Annotated in this window: 16 protein-coding genes; 11 read left to right on the forward strand and 5 right to left on the reverse strand. The window is 71.8% G+C overall.

From position 1 onward, the window contains the following. Positions 1-7 precede the first annotated feature (7 nt). Positions 8-1,201 carry a type ISP restriction/modification enzyme gene (locus tag PUR53_RS18860; RefSeq protein WP_329909000.1) on the forward strand — a complete coding sequence of 398 codons (1,194 nt, stop codon included), beginning with the start codon at positions 8-10 and terminating at the stop codon, positions 1,199-1,201. A 23-nt stretch (positions 1,202-1,224) separates the two neighbouring features. Here the strand turns inward: PUR53_RS18860 and PUR53_RS18865 are convergent, their stop codons facing one another. After that, entirely contained in the window at positions 1,225-1,932 is a 708-nt protein-coding gene (locus PUR53_RS18865) for a TetR/AcrR family transcriptional regulator (protein WP_329900393.1), read from the reverse strand. A 63-nt stretch (positions 1,933-1,995) separates the two neighbouring features. Between PUR53_RS18865 and PUR53_RS18870 the strand changes: the two genes are divergently transcribed. From PUR53_RS18870 to PUR53_RS18880, 3 genes are all read left to right on the forward strand, one after another. After that, positions 1,996-2,973: an ATP-binding cassette domain-containing protein gene (locus PUR53_RS18870; RefSeq protein WP_329909001.1), complete on the forward strand. Its 978-nt coding sequence runs from the start codon at positions 1,996-1,998 to the stop codon at positions 2,971-2,973. Continuing rightward, entirely contained in the window at positions 2,970-3,752 is a 783-nt protein-coding gene (locus PUR53_RS18875) for an ABC transporter permease (RefSeq protein ID WP_329900395.1), read from the forward strand. The genes PUR53_RS18870 and PUR53_RS18875 overlap by 4 nt, the downstream gene beginning before the upstream one ends. Positions 3,753-3,859: 107 nt before the next feature. Beyond that, a complete protein-coding gene (locus PUR53_RS18880; RefSeq protein ID WP_329900396.1) occupies positions 3,860-5,083 on the forward strand; it encodes a CaiB/BaiF CoA transferase family protein in 1,224 nt (407 codons plus the stop codon). 39 nt (positions 5,084-5,122) lie between these two features. On the opposite strand, the gene PUR53_RS18885 is transcribed toward PUR53_RS18880, so the two are convergent. The 3 genes from PUR53_RS18885 to PUR53_RS18895 form a co-directional block, all read right to left on the reverse strand. Then, the gene (locus PUR53_RS18885; protein ID WP_033531581.1) at positions 5,123-5,389 is read right to left on the reverse strand and encodes a hypothetical protein; all 267 of its coding nucleotides are present in this window, start codon (positions 5,387-5,389) and stop codon (positions 5,123-5,125) included. A 115-nt stretch (positions 5,390-5,504) separates the two neighbouring features. Beyond that, complete coding sequence (locus PUR53_RS18890) at positions 5,505-6,335, reverse strand: anti-sigma factor (RefSeq protein ID WP_329900397.1); 831 nt, start codon at positions 6,333-6,335, stop codon at positions 5,505-5,507. A gap of 34 nt (positions 6,336-6,369) precedes the next feature. Then, complete coding sequence (locus tag PUR53_RS18895) at positions 6,370-6,912, reverse strand: sigma-70 family RNA polymerase sigma factor (RefSeq protein ID WP_239753044.1); 543 nt, start codon at positions 6,910-6,912, stop codon at positions 6,370-6,372. 233 nt (positions 6,913-7,145) lie between these two features. Here PUR53_RS18895 and PUR53_RS18900 point away from each other — a divergent pair, with 233 nt between their 5' ends. From PUR53_RS18900 to PUR53_RS18915, 4 genes are all read left to right on the forward strand, one after another. Further along, positions 7,146-8,669, forward strand: a complete 1,524-nt coding sequence (locus tag PUR53_RS18900; RefSeq protein WP_319239183.1) for a DUF4331 domain-containing protein — start codon at positions 7,146-7,148, stop codon at positions 8,667-8,669. A 138-nt stretch (positions 8,670-8,807) separates the two neighbouring features. After that, on the forward strand, positions 8,808-10,568 hold the full coding sequence (locus PUR53_RS18905; RefSeq protein WP_329900398.1) for a tetratricopeptide repeat protein: 1,761 nt from the start codon (positions 8,808-8,810) through the stop codon (positions 10,566-10,568). Further along, complete coding sequence (locus PUR53_RS18910; protein ID WP_329909002.1) at positions 10,565-12,421, forward strand: nickel transporter; 1,857 nt, start codon at positions 10,565-10,567, stop codon at positions 12,419-12,421. Before PUR53_RS18905 ends, PUR53_RS18910 begins: the two co-directional genes overlap by 4 nt. A 72-nt stretch (positions 12,422-12,493) precedes the next feature. Then, entirely contained in the window at positions 12,494-14,236 is a 1,743-nt protein-coding gene (locus PUR53_RS18915; protein WP_329909003.1) for a serine/threonine-protein kinase, read from the forward strand. Between the two features lie 39 nt (positions 14,237-14,275). Here the strand turns inward: PUR53_RS18915 and PUR53_RS18920 are convergent, their stop codons facing one another. Beyond that, on the reverse strand, positions 14,276-15,082 hold the full coding sequence (locus PUR53_RS18920; protein WP_329900401.1) for an SGNH/GDSL hydrolase family protein: 807 nt from the start codon (positions 15,080-15,082) through the stop codon (positions 14,276-14,278). Between the two features lie 314 nt (positions 15,083-15,396). Between PUR53_RS18920 and PUR53_RS18925 the strand changes: the two genes are divergently transcribed. From PUR53_RS18925 to PUR53_RS18935, 3 genes are all read left to right on the forward strand, one after another. Then, complete coding sequence (locus PUR53_RS18925) at positions 15,397-16,602, forward strand: S8 family peptidase (RefSeq protein ID WP_329900402.1); 1,206 nt, start codon at positions 15,397-15,399, stop codon at positions 16,600-16,602. A 274-nt stretch (positions 16,603-16,876) separates the two neighbouring features. Beyond that, positions 16,877-17,239, forward strand: a complete 363-nt coding sequence (locus PUR53_RS18930) for a hypothetical protein (protein WP_329900403.1) — start codon at positions 16,877-16,879, stop codon at positions 17,237-17,239. A 3-nt stretch (positions 17,240-17,242) separates the two neighbouring features. Then, positions 17,243-18,364, forward strand: coding sequence for a GNAT family N-acetyltransferase (locus PUR53_RS18935; RefSeq protein WP_329900404.1), 1,122 nt, complete (start codon positions 17,243-17,245; stop codon positions 18,362-18,364). The last annotated feature ends 104 nt before the right edge of the window (positions 18,365-18,468 follow it).

Genomic DNA, 18,468 nt, shown 5'->3' on the forward strand with positions numbered 1-18,468 from the left:
CCGTACGATGCCCAGCGTGACGCCCGACGACGCTCCGCCGCTCGCGGACCTCATGCCGTGGTCCGTCGCACCGCCACGGCTGGGCCGGGGGTGGCCGACGGCCCCCGACGCCGTGTCCCTGAAGGCCCGCTGGGACGCCTTGGTGAAGGCGGAGGGCCCGGACCGCGAGATTCTCTTCGTCCCCACCCGTTCCCGCACGCTCACGTCCGCGGTGGCGCAGTTGCCGGGCCGGTCGACCGGCACCGGCCGGCTGGCCCGGGAGTCGGGGCCCTGCCCGGAGCCGGTCCGTGTCCTGGCCGCCCCCTTCGACGAGCAGTGGCTCATCCCCGACCACCGGCTCATCGACGCCGCCCGTCCCGAGCTGTGGCGGGTGGCGGACGAGCGGCAGGTCTTCGTGGTCGAACAGACGGTCACCCCGGACTCCGCGAGCCCTCTGATCACCGCGTCGTCGGTGCTCCCGCTCGCCCCGCCGCACGGCCCCCGCATCGGCCGCGTCCACCCGCTGTTCCGCCGCCCGGGGGCCGCCGAGCCGAACCTCGCGCCGGGTCTGGTGGAGTATCTGGGCGAGCGCCTCGACACCGGCCCGGTCGACGCCGTCGACGTCCTCGCCTGGATCCTGGTGGCCGCGCGGCCCGGCTCCAACAGTATCGGGGTGCCCCTCCCCACCGACCCGGGCGTCTGGTCGCGGGGCGTCGAACTGGGCCGCCGCGCCCTGTGGCTGATGCGCCGCGACGGCGACCGCCCCAAGCTCCCCGGCGGGCGCCGCCCGTACGTGCGCGCGCCGCTCCCGTCCCGCCCCGTCGCAGTCCGCTACGACCGCGACGAGGAGACCCTCGTCGTCGACGAGGGCCGTATCTCCCCCGTCCCGTCCGAGGCCTGGGACTTCCACGTCGGCGGTGTGCGCGTGCTGGAGGAGTGGTTCGCCCGCCGAACGGAGACCGCCGAGCCGGGCACCCTGGAGGCGATCCGACCGACGACCTGGCCCCAGACCTGGACGTCGGAGCTGCTCGAACTGATCACCGTGCTGGCACTGCTGGCCGAACTGCGGCCGAGGCAGGAGGAGGTGACGGTCGGGGACCCGATCACGACGGCGGAGCTGCGCCGGGCGGGAGTGCTCCCGGTGCCGGACTCCGCCCGTCGGCCCGCCTCGGTCCTGGACCACCGGGAGGAGGGCCCGGAGGGCCAGTTCACCCTGCTGTAGGGCGCTCTACGCCACAGGGCTCTCTACGGCGCGAACGAGTCCAGCACCCTGCCCAGCATCCACTCGAACACGGCCTCCAGATCGATCGGCCCGGAGTCCTCCATGAACGCCGCCGCCAGCCGCGGATACGCGCCGCTCGCGATCTGCCCCCCGAGGTAGGCGATCCGGACCTCGTTCTCCCGCTCCTCCGACCACGGCAGCGACCGCACCCGCTCGGCGGTCGCCAGCTCGTTGGCGACGTAGGTCGTCACGCAGCCGTTCAGCATCCCCAGGAGCTGCATCTTCGTCCCGTACGGCGCTTCGAGCGAGTCCATGCAGGCCATGCAGTGCTCCAGATACCGCAGCCCGTTGGGGCTGAAGCCGTAGACCGGCGACATCAGCCGGGGCATCCAGGGGTGGCGACGCAGCAGGTCACGTGTCTGGTGGGCGACCCGCCGCAGATCGGCCCGCCAGTCGCCGCCCGGCTCCCACAGTTCGTGCTCCCCGCCGACCGCGTCGACCATCAGCTCGTACAGGTCCTCCTTGCGCGGCACGTAGTTGTAGAGCGACATCGTGCCGCAGCCCAGCTCCGCTGCCACGTGCCGCATGGACACGGCGTCCAGGCCGCCCGCGTCGGCGAGCCGTACGGCCGCCGCCGCGATGTCCGCGCGGCTGAACGCGGGTCTCGGCCCCCGGCCGGTGCGTTCGGGGCGCGCCCAGATCACTTCGGGTCGGGCCGCTCGGCCAGCCATCGATCATCACCTCGGCCACCATCCTAGTTACGTACAGCGTACGTAATGCGCTATGGTCAGCCCATGACTACTACGTACGCTGTACTTAGTGAGGGTCTGGAGAAGCGCTTCGGCGACGTCCGTGCCGTGCGCGGCCTTGATCTCGCCGTGGAGGAGGGCACGGTGGTCGGGATGCTCGGCCCGAACGGGGCGGGCAAGACCACGGCCGTACGGCTGCTGGCGACGCTGCTGCGGCCGGACGCGGGATCGGCGCGGATCGCGGGCCACGACCTCGTGCGGGAGCCGGCCGCGGTCCGGCGGGTGATCGGGGTGACCGGGCAGTACGCGTCGGTCGACGGCGACCTCACCGGACGGCAGAACCTCCGGCTGTTCGCCCGGCTGCACCGGGTCCGCGACACGGCCGCCCGCGCGGCCGAACTCCTCGACCGTTTCGGCCTGACCGAGGCCGCCGACCGGCCGGTCTCCACCTACTCGGGCGGTATGCGCCGCCGGCTCGACCTCGCGGTCAGCCTCGTCCGACGCCCGGCGGTGCTCTTCCTCGACGAGCCCACCACCGGCCTGGACCCGGTCAGCCGCAACCGGACCTGGGACGCCGTGCGCGCGCTGAAGGAGGAGGGGACGACCGTCCTGCTGACCACGCAGTACCTGGAGGAGGCCGACCAACTCGCCGACCGGATCGTGCTGATGGACCGGGGCCGGATCGCGCACAGCGGTTCGCCGCCTCAACTCAAGGCGCTCATCGGCTCGTACGCGGAGGTCGTCGTGGCCCACGCGGACGCGATGACGGCGGCGGCTGGTGTGCTCGACCAACTGACCGGCACGGAGCCGTCGTTCGACCACGAGCGGCACGCCGTCGGCGTGATCGCGCTGGACCCGACGCTCACGCTCCCCCGGCTGGTACGTGAACTCGACGCGGCGGGCGTGCCGTTGCTCGACGCGAGCCTGCGCCCGCCCACCCTCGACGACGTTTTCCTCCGCCTCACCGAGGGCGCCCCGGCAGACCGCCGCGACCGACGAGACCTCAAGGAGCGTGCGGCGTGAACGCGTTGGCGTACGACGGCACGGCGATGCTGGGCCGGCAGCTGCGGCGGGTCCGCAACAACCCGGGCCTGCTGATCCTCACCCAGATCATGCCCGTCTCGATGCTGCTGTTCTTCGGGTACGTCTTCGGCAGCGCCCTCGCTGTGCCCGGCGAGGAGTACCGGCGGTTCCTGGTGCCCGGTCTGCTGGTGGCGACGGCCTCCGGCGGGATCATGACCGGGATGTTCCAGGCCGCCCAGGACACCCACCGGGGCGTGATGGACCGCTTCCGAACACTGCCGATGAGCCGGGCCGCCGTGCCCCTGGGTCAGGCGCTGGCGGACCTGGTGGTCACCGTCGTGGGGTCGCTGCTGTTCCTGCTCGTCGGGCTGGCGGTGGGCTGGCGGATCGAGGGGGGCGCGCTCGCGGCGGCCGGCGCCTTCGGGCTGTTGCTGCTGTTCCGGTTCGCCTGCGTGTGGATCGGCATCTTCCTGGGGCTGCTCACCCGCAACGAGGAGGCAGCCGGACAGCTGGGCGGTGCGACCTTCCTGCTGCCGCTGCTCTCCAGCGCGTACATCCCGACCGAGGGTCTGCCGGGCTGGCTGCGCACGGCCGCCGAGTGGAACCCGATCAGCGCGGTCGCGACGGCCCTGCGCGACCTCTTCGGCAACGCGGCCGTCCCGGAGGGGGCCGCCTGGCCGGTGACGCATCCCGTCGCCGGGTCGCTGCTCTGGTGCGCGCTCCTGCTCGCGGTGTTCGTGCCGCTCGCGGTCCGCACGTACGCGGCGGGCCCGAGGTGACGTCCGGCCCGTTCGGGGGACGGGCCGGACTTCGCCGACCCCGGGGGACCGTGCCGGGGCACGTGACACGCGGCACTCCCTGGTGACAACCGCGCCCCGGCGGGGACATGATCCACCGCATGCGTCCACTCCCCCGCGCCGGTGATCCCCTGCCCCTCGACGGCGTCACCGTCGTCGCCGTCGAGCAGGCCGTCGCGGCACCCTTCGCCACCCGGCAGCTCGCCGACCTCGGCGCGCGGGTGATCAAGGTCGAGCGGGTGGACGGCGGTGACTTCGCCCGCGGCTACGACACGGCGGCCCGGGGTCTGGCCTCGCACTTCGTGTGGTGCAACCGGGGCAAGGAGTCGCTCGCGCTGGATCTGAAGGACCCGCGCGGCCTGGCCGTCGTCCGTCGACTGGTGGCGGACGCGGACGTGTTCGTGCAGAACCTCGCGCACGGCGCGGCGGCCCGGCTCGGCCTGGACGCGGCCACGCTGTGCGCCGTGCACCCCCGGCTGATCGCCGTGGACATCTCGGGCTACGGGGCGTCGGGTCCGTACGCGGACAAGCGGGCGTACGACATGCTCGTGCAGTGCGAGGCGGGGCTGGTGTCGGTGACGGGGACCCCGGAGCGGCCCGTGAAGGCGGGCATCCCGGCGGCGGACATCGCCGCCGGGATGTACGCGTTCTCGGGGGTGCTCGCGGCGCTCGTCCGGCGGGGCACGACCGGGCGGGGTGGGCCGGTGGAGGTGTCGATGCTGGAGGCGCTGGCCGAGTGGATGGGACATCCGCTGCACCACGCCATGCACGGCGGCGGCGCCCCGGCCCGCACGGGGCTCGGGCACGCGGTGATCGCGCCGTACGACGCCTATCCGACGGCGGACGGCGGGCGGGTGCTGTTGTCGGTGCAGAACGACCGGGAGTGGCGGCGGCTCGCCGAACAGGTGCTGGGGCGACCGGGGTTGGCGGACGACCCGGCCTTCGCGACGAATCCGGCGCGGGTCGAGCACCGGGAACGCACGGACGAGCTGGTCGCGCAGGCGCTCGGGGTGCTGGACACCGACGAGGCGCTGGCACGGCTGGAGGCGGCGGGGATCGCCTGCGCGCGGCTACGGGACGTGACGGAGGTGGCTGAGCATCCGCAATTGGCGGCCCGGGACCGGTGGCGGGAAGTGGAGTCACCGGTGGGGCCGCTCCGGGCGTTGCTGCCGCCCATCACGCTGCCGGGCGGGGACGAGCCGCGGATGGGTGCGGTGCCCGCGCTCGGGGAGCACACCGGGTCGCTGCTGCGTGCCGCGGGGATGACGGACGACGAGATCGCAGCGTTGCGCCGGGACGGCGTGGTGGCCTGAGCGCGGGCCTCCTGCGGGGAAACCCTTGGTGCTGTGGTGCTAGCGGCTGCCGAACAGCGAGCGGCGCAGCCTCTTGAGGGGGGCGAACAGCGAGACCCGGCCGACGCGCGTGTCCTTGCGGCTGCTGCGCTCCTGCGGGGAACGTGACGTTATCTCGCGCATCAGCGAGGTCGCCTCGGCCGCCTCGCGCTGTGGCACGGCGGGGCCGCTCAGCACCGAGAGATGCCGGTCGAGGCGCGAGCTGGTCGCGCTGCTCCCGCATGTGATCGCAGGGACTCGCGCCCTGCGCACTGTTATCTGTTCCATGTCACTCCCCACCCGTACGAGTCCACCCGGCCCGGGCAGCGTAACCATATCGCCCCGTTGGAGCACTCGGGAATCACGGTCCCGGTATTCACCTACCCTGTAACGGCGTTGTTGATTACTCTCCGAATCCGACCGATTCCAGGGCGAGTTGGACAACTGGCTGGCTGGTGGGCTGCGGTGATCCACCGTCGGGTTCGACGGTCACGGCGAGTGACGTCGCGTCGGTGTTCATTCCGCTCGTGACCAAGGGCGTGTCGCCGTCGAAGAGGCCCAGGGAGCGTGGTTGCACGTCGGGGCGCATGAGCCAGAGCTGGTGCACCTGGTCCTTCGGGAGGTCCTCGAATCCGCTGAGGGTCACGATCGCGCTCCCCTCCTCTGCGGAAGCGATCACTCCGATTCTGTGGCCCTTCCCGTCCCGGTCACTGGTCGCGCGGGCGTCCGGCGCGGCGAGAACGTGGGCGATCTCACTCGCCTGTGCGCGCTCGGCGGCCAGCTCGTCACGGGTGCGGTCGGCCTGCACGGCGAAGAGGGAGGCCACCACGAGCGCGGCGGCGGCCGTGACGGTGGCCAGCGGGACGAGCCAAGAGCGCAGCCGGGGCGCACGGGCGCGCGACCTGGGCGGCGGCTCGGTCCCCCACACATGCCTCGGCAGGTGCTGGGACCGCGGCGGCTGGGCGCTCCAGGACTGGTTCTGCTGAGGCGCGTTGGCCTCCTGCGGCGTGTTGCGCACGGCGGCGAAGACCCGGTCGCGCATCGCGGCCGGGGCCGGCGCGGCCGTCGACCAGGCGAGGCGGACCGCGTCCTCGGACAGGGCGCGCACCTCGGCCGGACAGCGGTCGCAGCCCTCCAGATGCTGCTCGAAGCGGCGCCGCTCGTCGGGCTCCAGGGCGTCCAGTGCGTAGGGAGCGGCGAGCGAGTGGAGATCCTCGCGGCGGAACAGGCTCACCGCGCACCTCCCCCGGGCCGGCCGTACAGGGCGCTCATGCGACTCCTCCCAGGCATTCGCGCAGCCGTGTGAGTCCGTCGCGCATACGGGTCTTGACCGTGCCCAGCGGCAGTGAGAGCCGCTCGGCCACTTCACGGTAGGTGTAGCCGTCGTAGTAGGCGAGGGTGACGGACTCGCGCTGGAGGGTGGTGAGCTTCTCCAGGCAGTGGCGCACCCACTGGCGTTCGAGTCCCGCCTCGACCTCCTCGGCGACCTGGTCGAAGGCGGGGTGGTGGTTGCGTCGTCCCTCGCGCTGCTCGCGCTCGGTGGCGGCGCGGGCGCTGCGCACCCGGTCCACCGCGCGACGGTGTGCGAGCGTGAGTATCCAGGACAGGGCGCTGCCCCGCGCCGGGTCGAACCGGCCCGCGGAGCGCCAGAGTTCGAGCAGCACCTCCTGGGCCACCTCCTCCGACTGCGCGGGATCCCGTACGACCCGGCGCACCAACCCGAACACCGGGCCGGACACCAGGGCGTACAGATCCTCGAACGCCCGCTGGTCGCCCCCGGCCACCCGGACCAGAAGACTGTCCGCCTCCACTCGCTCCCCCTCGCCTCCGACCGAGCACGGCCATCCCCGCGCGTAAGGCATTCGCAACCGACCCACCTCCGGATGGGGTTACGGATCCGGACGAGATCCGGATCAACAAATCCCGCTCTCCGCTGAAACAACCTTTCAAACGCGCCGTAAGAACGTTTGGGATTCGACCAATCCACCCTGCCGACCGCTCCGAATGGCGTTCGTCAGGCAAGTTGGGACAGAGGACGGACGGCATGACGACACCTACTTCCAGGAGCGGCGCGGGACGGCGGAGCATCGCGTCCCTCATCTGTGCTTCGCTGGCCGCCGGAGGACTCGCGGCCGCCGGCGTCACCGTGTTGCAGCCGGGGGCGGCCTCCGCCTCCAGCCACCGGGAGGCCCCGCTGATCTCGGGGGAGCCCCAGTTCGACAACACCGACGTGTACGCGTTCGTCAGCCCCGACAAGCCGGACACGACGACGGTCATCGCCAACTGGATCCCCTTCGAGGAGCCGGCGGGCGGACCGAACTTCTTCACCTTCTCCGAGGACGCGGAGTACGACATCCGCGTCGACCAGGACGGCGACGCCCAGGAAGACCTCGTCTTCCGGTACACGTTCAAGACGAAGACGAAGAACGACAGGACCTTCCTGTACAACACGGGCGTCGTCGAGAGCCTCGACGACCCCGACCTGAACATCACGCAGACGTACGACATCGACCTGATCAAGCTGAAGGACCGGCGCGCGGTCTCCAAGACCAAGCTCGCGGACGACGTGTGGGTGGCGCCGTCGAACGTCGGCAAGGCGTCGATGCCGGACTTCAAGAAGCTGCGCGACGAGGCCGTGTACAAGACGGCGAGCGGGGTGACCACGTACGCGGGTCAGGCCGACGACCCGTTCTTCCTGGACCTGCGCGTCTTCGACTTGCTGTACGGCGGTGACCTCTCCGAGGTCGGGCGGGACACGCTGAAGGGCTACAACGTCAACTCGATCGCCCTGCAGATCCCGAGCGAGGCGCTCGTCCAGTCCAAGGACCAGCCGATCGTCGGCATCTGGTCCACGACGCAGCGCGAGGGCGCCGACGGCCAGTACCACCAGGTGTCGCGCCTCGGCATGCCGCTGGTGAACGAGGTCGTCAACCCCATAGGCGACAAGGACAAGTTCAACGCGTCCTCGCCGGTCGACGACGCCCAGTTCCTGAAGAACGTCACCGAGCCCGAGCTGCCCAAGCTCATCGAGGCGATCTACAAGATCCCGGCGCCCAAGGAGCCGCGCAACGACCTCGTCGACGTCTTCCTCAAGGGCGTCGAGGGCCTCAACCAGCCGCCGCACGTGACCCCTTCGGAGCAGCTGCGGCTCAACACCTCCATCGAGCCCACGGCGAAGCCGAAGCGGCTGGGCGTGCTCGACGGTGACAACCAGGGCTTCCCGAACGGACGCCGGCTCACCGACGACGTGCTCGACATCGCGCTCCAGGTCGTCGAGGGCGAACTGGTCGACGCGCCCAACGACCTGGGTGACGCGGTCGACAAGAACGACAAGAAGTTCGGCAAGTCCTTCCCGTACGTCGGTCTGCCGACGGCCGGTTCGCGGGGCAAGACGGTCAAGGGCAACACCACGAACAACGTCCGCAGCGCGCTGGGCGGCGGTGTCGAGAGCGGCACCGACGACACCACGCTGATCGCCGCCTCGGCCGGCGCCGGCGCGGCCGGTGTCCTGCTGATCGGCTCGGGTCTGCTGTGGTGGCGCCGTCGCAACGACCGCGCGTACTACTAGCCGGCCCCGCGTCCGGGCCCTTCCCCATGGGGCCCGGCCGCCGTGACCGGCGCGGCCCGCTCGTATCCATCCCCCACGGCGCGGGCCGCGCCCCACGACCACGATCACCGCACCCGGCAAGGCTGTTGAGGAGAGGGAATGTCCCCGCGTACGAACGAGAGCGCGCCGCAGCACGGGCGTCCGCGTCCCGACGAGGGAACCCCCGAACCCGACGACCGGGCCGAACCCACCGAATCCGACCGGGACACCGACTCCGACCGGAACACCGACACCGGGTCCGCTGCCGCGTCGGGGCGGACGGCCGGCATCGGCGCCACTGCCGCGATTGGGCCGGGGACTGACACCGGGTCCGACGCCGCGATCGAGCCCGGGGCCGACGCCGGTTCCGACGCGGGCCCGCAGTCGGTGTCCGAGGCTGAGGGGAGCCCGGTGGCCGACGCCGAGGCCGACTCCACGTCCGGTGGGGCGTCCGAGGCCGCGTCGACGAGCGAGGGGCTCCCGGTAACCGCGCTCGTGCCCGGTCCTGGGGCGGCTTCCCGGCGGGGGCGGGAGAGCGTGCCCGAGTCAGGGCGGCGGCGGCTGGCTCGGGTCACCGCGTGCGCGGCGGCGCTGGCCGTGGCGTTCACCGGGTTCGCGGTGGCGCTGGGGGCCAGGGACGACGACCGGACCGTGGCCATGTCCTCCTCGCCGGGTGTCTCGGCGGCCCAGCTCGCCGGTGGCGACCTCGACACGGCCGTCGAGCGGCTCCAGGCCCATCTCAAGGCTCAGCCGAAGGACTTCGGCTCCTGGTCCACGCTCGGTCTCGCCTACGTCGAGCAGGCCAGGGTCAAGGGCGACCCCTCCCGCTACCCGCAGGCCGAGAAGGCCCTGCAGCGCTCGCTGGAGCTGCGCCCGGACAACGACCCGGCGCTCGCGGGCCTCGCCGCCCTCGCCGCCGCCCGCCACGAGTTCGAGGACGCCCTGCGGTACGCGGACAAGGCGCTGAAGCAGAACCCGTACAGCGAACGGGCGTTGTGCAGCCGCGTCGACGCCCTGGTCGAACTGGGGCGCTACGACGACGCGTTGAAAGCGGTCCGCCTCGCCGACACCCGCCGCCCCGGCATCCCCGTCTTCACCCGGTACGCCTATGTGTACGAACTGCGCGGCGACGTGAAGACCGCCCGACGCGTCCTGGAACAGGCCCTCGACTCGGCGGCCACCCGCGGCGACATCGCCTACGTGGCCACCCAGCTCGGCCAACTCGCCTGGAAACAGGGCGACTACAAGACCTCGCTCGACCACTACGCCCGCGCCCTCGGCGCCGACGACACCTATCTCCCCGCCCTGGAGGGCCGCGCCCGCGCCCAGGCCGCGAGCGGCGACGACGCGGAGGCGATCCGCGGCCTGGAGCAGGTCGTGTCCTCCTATCCGCTGCCGGGACCGCTCGTCGTGCTCGGCGAGCTGTACGAGGCGAAGGGCGAGAGGACCAAGGCGGGCGACCAGTACGCCCTGGTGGACGCCTACACCGCGATCGCCCGCTCCAACGGCGTCAACGCCGACCTCGACACCGCGCTCGCCGCCGCCGACCACGGCGACACCAAGGCCGCGCTGCGGGCCGCCGAGGCCGAGTGGAAACGCCGGGAGACGGTGCACACGGCGGACGCCCTCGCCTGGGCGCTGCACGTCAACGGCCGCGACGAGGAGGCCCTGCCGTACGCCCGCCGGGCCACCGCCACCGGATACAAGGACGCGACGTTCCTGTACCACCGGGGCATGGTCGAGTACGCGGCCGGCGAGAAGAAGGACGCCCGCACCTCGCTGAAGGCGGCGCTCGACCTCAACGCCGGTTTCTCGCCGCTCGGCGCGGCAGAGGCCCGAAAGACCCTGAAGGCACTGCAGGCTCTGGAGACCGCCAAGTGACCCCTACCCGGCGCGTGTTCGCCTCCGGCACGGCGGTCCTGGTGGCCGCCTGCGCGCTCGTCCTCGGTCCCGCCCAGGCCGCGAGCGCCCACCCCCTCGGCAACTTCACCGTCAACCGGTACGACGGCCTGGTCGCCGCCCCCGGACAGCTGAGGATCCTCCACGTCGAGGACCTGGCGGAGATCCCGGCGACCCAGGCCGAGCCCGCCATCGAGCGCCAGGGCATGGAGAGTTGGGCCCGCGATCGGTGCGAGAAGGCCGCCGCGGGCAGTGAGGTCACCGTCGACGGGAGTGCCGCCGAGGTGGCGCTGAAGTCGAGCCGGGCCGAGGAACGGCCGGGCCAGGCGGGCCTGAAGACGCTGCGGGTGGAGTGCCGGCTGACGGCCCCGCTGCCGGACCGGGCCGCCGACGTGGCCTTCCACGCGGCCGTGGACTCCGGGCCCGGCTGGCGTGAGGTCACCGCCCGGGGCGACCGGATGACGCTGACCGGGTCGGACGTGCCGGAGGAGTCGGTCTCGAAGCAACTCACCGAGTATCCGGCGGAGTTGCTGCAGTCCCCGGAGGACACGGCGAAGGCCTCCCTCCAGGTGGAGCCGGGCGGTCCCGCGCTGGCCGAGCAGGAGGGCGCGGCGCCGGGCTCCTCGATCCTGCCGCGCGGCGCGGACCGCTGGACCAGGGCCCTGGACGACCTGGTCTCCAGCCAGGACCTCACCCTCGGCTTCGGTGCCCTGGCCTTCGGTATCGCCATGTTCCTGGGCGCCATGCACGCGCTCGGGCCGGGCCACGGCAAGACCCTGATGGCCGCGACGGCCGCCGCCCGCGACCGGGCCCGGATGCGTGACGTCCTGCCCATGGCCGCGTCCGTGACGGTCACCCACACCCTGGGCGTCGTCGCCCTCGGCCTCCTGGTCCTGGCCGGTTCCGCCGCCGCCCCGTCCGTGATCACCTGGCTCGGCATCGCCAGCGGCCTGTTCGTGATGGGCGCGGGCGTCACCCTCGCCCGCCGCGCATGGCTGAACCGCAAACTGTCACTCACGCATGCGAGCACGCACGGGCACGGCCACGGTCATGGTCACTCGCACGACCACGACCACGACCACGACCACGACCACGCCGACGATCACGACCACGGTCACGACCACAGCCATGAGCACGACCACGGCCACGACCACAGTCATGGGCACAGCCACAGCCACGACCACGGAGACGGGCACACCCACTCGCACGACCACCAGCCCGAGCCCAGCCGCGAACTCGTACTCGCCCAGGCCGCACCCTCACACACCCACGCGCACAGCGCGACCCACACGCACACCCACACGTCGGTCGCCCCCCACAGCCACGAACACGACGACGACCACGGCCACTCCCACAGCCATGACCACGGCCACGGTCACGACCACACGCACGGTCACAGCCACGACCACGCCCCCAAGGAGAAGCGCTCCCTCTTCGGCGGTGGTGTCACGCACACCCACGGCGGCTTCACCCACACGCACCCCACCGCGCCCACCCTGCGCGGCACGATCCTGCTCGGCTTCGCGGGCGGCATGGTGCCGAGCCCGTCGGCCGTGGTCGTCCTGGTCGGCGCGGCGGCGCTGGGGAAGGCGTGGTTCGGGCTGCTGCTCGTGCTGGCGTACGGCATCGGGCTGGCGCTCACGCTGACGGCGGCCGGGTACGCCGTCGTGAAGGCGGGCGGCTGGGTGACGCGGGTGATGGACCGGGGCGAGGGCCGGCTCGGCGGGCCGACGGCCGCGCTGGTGCGCCGGACCGTACCGCTGGCCTCGGCTCTGCTGGTCGTCGCGCTCGGTGCCGTTCTGGTGTTCAGGGGGGCAACATCCGCACTGGGCTGAGCTACTTTTGGGGAGAAATCGCACCGAGTGGAGATTCCGGGCCGATGCGTGGGCGGATGCGAGTGACGGGGGATGGCCGTGTCCGAAGAACCGGGCGGTGAACGGGTGATCGCGGGCCGCTACCGGCTGCTCACCCCGCTGGGCGAGGGCGGCATGGGCACCGTGTGGCGGGCCCGCGACGAGGTGCTGCACCGCGAGGTCGCCGTCAAGGAGGTGCGGGCGCCGGGCGGTATCGCCGTCTCCGACGTGGAGCGGATGTACGCCCGGCTGGAGCGGGAGGCCTGGGCGGCGGCCCGGGTCGCCAACCGCAACGTCGTCACGGTGTACGACGTGGCGATGGAGGACGGCCGCCCGTGGATCGTGATGGAGCTGGTGCGCGGTCTGTCGCTCGCCGACCTCCTGGACGGCGAGGGCCCCCTGTCTCCGCAGCGCGCCGCGCAGATCGGCGCCGAGGTGCTGTCCGCGCTGCGCGCCGCGCACGAGGCCGGGGTGCTGCACCGGGACGTGAAACCGGCCAACGTGCTCATCTCCAACGACAACCGGGTCGTGCTCACCGACTTCGGCATCGCCACGGTCGAGGGCAGTTCCGCGCTGACCATGACCGGTGAGGTCATCGGCTCCCCTGAGTTCCTCGCCCCCGAGCGGGCGCTCGGCCGGGCGTTCGGCCCCGAGTCCGACCTGTGGTCGCTCGGGGTGCTGCTGTACGCGGCGGTCGAGGGCAACTCGCCGTTCCGGCAGAACACCCCGCTGAGCACCCTGCGCGCGGTGGTCGACGAGGAGCTTCCGCCGCCGCACCGGGCCGGTCCGCTGGCCCCGGTGATCGAGGGGCTGCTGCGCAAGGATCCGGCCGAACGGATCCCCGCCGAGCAGGCCGAGCGGGACCTGCGGATCATCGGCGCCGGGGGCACCCCGCGCTCCGACACGGTCGCGACGCCCCCGTACAGCCCGACGGTGTCCGCCTTCCCGAGCCCGGCGCCGGGCGCACGCACCGGCCCGGGGCCGGGCACGAACGAGTTCGGGCCGCCGACCCCGCCGCACGCCACCCCGGCGGCGACCCGCTCCTCCCCGGCGCCGGACCGCAACCGCAGGGCCCTCGTCTTCCTGGTCGCGGGGATCGCGGCGATCGCCTTCGCCATCGCCGGTCTGACGTACGCCCTGGTCAACCAGGACGACGGCGGGAAGGACGGCAGTCCGACCAACGGGGCGGGCACGGTGGGCGGCACCAACGACCAGACGGGCGACGGCGGTACGGGCGAGGAGCCCGGCGGCGGAGACGAGACGAGCGGCGACGACACGCCCTCGGAGACACCCACCGACGAGGAGAAGCCGACCACCGAGCCGCCCGCCCAGTCGGTCGAGGTGACCGTCGAGGGTTCGAACACCGACTACACCGGCGCCTGTCCGCCGCAGGACGCCGAGGCGCCCACCTTCACCGCGACGTTCACCGTGGGCAGCGTCCCCGTGGACGTCGACTACCGGTGGGTGGCGAGGAGCGGCGAGGTCGAGGACGAGGGCTGGAAGACCCTGTCGTTCGCGTCCGGTGGTGAGAGGACCAAGCAGGACCGGGTCGTCGTCTCGACCAACGGGAGCCACACGGACGAGATCAGCGTCGAGGTGCGCGGCCCGGTGAAGACGGAGTCGAACAAGGTCGCGTTCTCGGTGACGTGCGAGTCGGAGGCCCCGACCACGGGCGGGACCTCCCCCTCCGACGACTCGGAGAACCCGGACGGCTACAGCGGCTCGGACGCCGACTACGACGACGAAGCCGGCGCCGGAGCCGGAGCCCTGAACGGGGCCGTCAGGCCGCGCGCCTGATCCCAGGCCGCGTGCCTGACCTCATGCCCCTTCCTGACCTCAGACCGCGTTCCTGAACACCGGCAGATAGCCGCCCGACTGCCCGGCGGCCTTCGGGTGGTAGGACTCCCCGATGTTCAGCAGGTTGAGGCTGTGCAGCCACGCGCTGCCCGAGCACAGTTCGTGGCCGGTGAACGCGGAGCGGACGTCGCCGAAGGTGAACCCGTGGTCGGCGGCGCGTTTGGCGATGGCGGTGTTCAGGTAGTCGGCCGCGTTGTTGATGGCGGACCGCTTGGTCTGGGAGAGGCCGGCGCAGGTGCCGCCGAGTTGGTAGAAGCGGGGGTAGCCGAGCACGACCACATGGGCGGCCGGTGCCTTCGCGCTGATCGCCGAGTACACCTTGTCGAGCTGACCGGGGAGCGTGGAGTCGACGTACGCCTTCGCCGTGTTGATGCGGGAGACGCAGGCGCTGTCTGACTGCAGGACGCAGGTCGTCATGACGTCGGCGAAGCCGGCGTCGTTGCCGCCGACGGAGACGGAGACCAGCCCCGTGCTCGGGCCGAGCGGCCCGAGCTGACTCGCCAGAACATCACCCGTTCGGGCGCCCGAGCAGGCCGTGAAGTCGAAGGTCGAGGGAGCGTTGGCGGCCGCCCAGAGGTAGGGGTAGGCCTTCGTGCTGCGCTTGCAGTCGCCGCTGGAGGAGAGGTAGCTCCCCGCGCCGACACCCGAGGAGTAGGAGTCGCCGAGCGCCACATAGCCGGTGGCGGCGGCCTGTTGGGACGCCTGCGCCGTCGCGGCCCCGGTGAGGGTGACGCCGACGGCGAGGAGGAGTGAGGTCATGTATGCCGCAAGTCGGGAACGTCTCATGGAACCTCCCTTTAGCAGGATCTCTGCCTCAACCGTCGTAGCAACTACGCGTGTTGATCGGAAGTGTTCATGTCAATACTTTCCCGTCCGCAAGCGAACGTACCCGCCGCGTTCCCCTCGCGTTCGATTTCAGGTGTGTGACAGAAACATGACAACAGTTCAACTCTCTTGAGCTACACCCGTAGATCACCCAGTCTGCTTACAGCCGCGAGCGGAACGCGACGCTCCCGGCCGTGCGTGCGATCCCGCACGTACCCCCCACGAACGCGCGCCCCACCCAGACGCGCGTCGCCTATGAGGAGGAAACCCTCGTAATGGCACACCTGCGTAGCAAGAACATCCGCGTCGCCGCCGTCACCACCGTGGCGACCGCCGCCCTGCTCGGCGGTCTGACCGCGCTCCCCGCCCAGGCCGCCCCGGCCGAGGGCAAGGTGCTCGCGGCCGGCTCCCCCACCGCCGTCAAGGACAGCTACATCGTCACGCTCAAGAAGGGCGCGGGTCTCAAGGCCGCGTCGAGCGCGGGCAAGGACCTGGTCGAGGAGTACGGCGGCACGGTGAAGCGGACCTTCAAGTCCGCGCTCAACGGCTACTCGGCGAAGCTCTCCGCGACCGAGGCGAAGAGACTCGCCGCCGACCCGGCGATCGCCTCCGTCGAGCAGGACCAGGTCTTCACGGTGGACGCCACCCAGACCAACGCCCCGTGGGGCCTGGACCGCTCCGACCAGGCGTCGCTGCCGTTGTCCGGCACGTACACCTACCCGGACAGCGCGGGCAGCGGGGTGACCGCGTACGTCATCGACACCGGTGTGCGCATCTCGCACGCCCAGTTCGGCGGCCGGGCGGTCAACGGCTACGACGCCGTCGACGGCGACAGCGTCGCCCAGGACGGCAACGGCCACGGCACGCACGTCGCGTCCACGATCGCGGGCTCGACCTACGGCATCGCCAAGCAGGCGAAGATCGTGGCCGTGCGCGTGCTGAACAACGCCGGCTCGGGCACCACGGCCGGCGTCGTCGCGGGCATCGACTGGGTGACCGCGAACCACAGCGGCCCCTCCGTCGCCAACATGTCGCTCGGCGGCGGCGCCTCCACCGCCATCGACACGGCCGTCCGCAACTCCATATCCAGCGGGGTGACCTACGCCGTCGCGGCCGGCAACAGCAGCGCCAACGCCTCCTCGTACTCCCCGGCCCGCGTCACCGAGGCGATCACGGTCGGCGCCACCACCAACACGGACGCCCGGGCGAGCTACTCCAACTTCGGCTCGGTCCTCGACATCTTCGCCCCGGGTTCGTCGATCACGGCCGGCTGGTACACCAGCGACACCGCGACCAACACCATCTCGGGCACCTCGATGGCCACGCCGCACGTCGCGGGCGCTGCCGCCGTCTACCTGGCCGGCCACACCTCGGCCACCCCGGCCCAGGTCGCCTCGGCCCTGACCGCCGGCGCCGTGACCGGCAAGGTCACCAGCCCCGGCACCGGTTCCCCGAACCGCCTGCTGCAGATCGTCCCGTAAGGGCGACCGTTCCTCTGTGCAGGTCCCCCTGTGAATGTCCCCTTGTGAATGTCCCCTTGTGAGAGAAGTTTCCCCGGAGGCGTGGGTCGCCTCCGGGGATTCTTCGTGTGCGACCGCGCATCTCCTCGCCGGCGCGTGACAATCGGGCATACGGTCGGGCGTGGCGGGTCTCGACGTATTGACTCCCCCGCGCCGACTGAGCGACATTGAAGCCCGGCATCCGGCGCTTCAGGGGGCAAAGTCGCCAATGCAGACCTCGGGTATCAAGCCATCGTTGTCAGACAGTGGTGGGCCGCTGCTGGCGGGCGTGGCCGCGGCCGTGGCGGGGGTCGGCGCGGTGCTCGCGTTCGCCGACACCGACTCCGTGCTGCGCGGCCCGTTCACCCTGTTCTTCCTCCTCGTCGCGCCAGGAGCCGCCATCGGGGCCGCCCTGCGCGGACTGGAGCCGTTCGGCCGCGTCGTGACGTCCCTCGCGGGCGCGATCGCGGTGAACCTCCTCGTCGCGCAGGGCATGATCGCCACCCACTCGTGGTCGGTGACCCGTGGGATCACGGCCGTGACCGTGATCAGCTCGCTCGTTCTCCTGCCGAGTCTGGTACGGCGCCCGGGCGCCCGTACGGAGAGAAGACGGACCTGAGACGTGGACATCAGTGTGTACCGCCCCGGCGAACTGACCGCCGCCGACCGGGCGGCCTGGACCGCTCTGCAGTCCAAGGCCCATCTCCACGGCGCGCCCGAACTGGCGAACCCGTTCCTGTCCCCGGAGTTCGCCCTCTCGGTGGGCCGCTGCAGACGTGGGGTGCGGATCGCGGTCGTACGGGAGGGCGGCGAGCCGGCGGCCTTCTTCCCGTACCAGAGAACCACCGTCGGGGTGGGCAGAGCCGTCGGTCTCGGCCTCTCCGACTGCCAGGGCGTGGTCCACCGGCCGGGCTTCACCTGGGACCCCGAGGAACTGCTGCGGGCCTGCGGGCTCGCGGTGTGGGAGTTCGACCATCTGGCGGCGGGCCAGACGCCGTTCGCCGCTCATGTCACCGAGAGCTTCCCGTCGCCGGTCATGGATCTGGAGCAGGGCTACGAGGCGTATCTGGGCCAGGTGCGGGCCCGCTCGCCGAAGTTCCTCCGCTCGACGCTCGCCAAGGAGCGCAGGCTCGGCCGCGCGGTGAACGAGGTGCGTTATGTGCACGACGAGCGGGACCCGCGGGCCCTGCGCACCCTGATGGCCTGGAAGTCGGCGCAGTACCGCAGGACGGGCCGCAGCGACCGCTTCGCGCACCCGTGGATCACCCGCCTGGTGCACCAGCTCTTCCACACCCGCTCCGCGTCCTTCGCCGGCCAGCTGTCCGTGCTGTACGCGGACGGCAAGCCGGCCGCGGCTCATTTCGGACTGCGCTCCGAGCGGGTACTGACATGCTGGTTCCCGGCGTACGACCCGGCGTTCGCGAGGTTCTCGCCGGGCCTGCTGCTGCATCTGCACATGGCCGAGGAGGGCGCCGCCGACGGCATCGCCTACCTGGACCTGGGCCGGGGGCAGAAGCAGTACAAGGACTCCCTGAAGACCCGGGAGATCTCGGTGTCGGAGGGGTGGGTCACCCGGCGCCATCCGGTGGCGCTCGGGCACCGGGCGCGACGGGCGCCGGTCCGGGCCTTGCGGAACGCGGTGCTGGCCCGACCGGAACTGTTCGAACCCGCCGACAGATTGTTGAAACGGATGGGGAAAATCCGGTCGGGAGGTCAGGTAACGGACACATCAACAAAAACGTGAGACCTCGTACAAGGTATTGCCATATGGTCTCAATCATCAATACCGTCTTGCATCGTTGTACATAAACCCGCATCGGTCCGTCGGCACATGCTCCTAGGGGAGGG

Source organism: Streptomyces sp. SP18BB07, assembly GCF_036322545.1.
In the GTDB taxonomy this organism is placed as follows: Bacteria; Actinomycetota; Actinomycetes; order Streptomycetales; family Streptomycetaceae; genus Streptomyces; species Streptomyces deccanensis.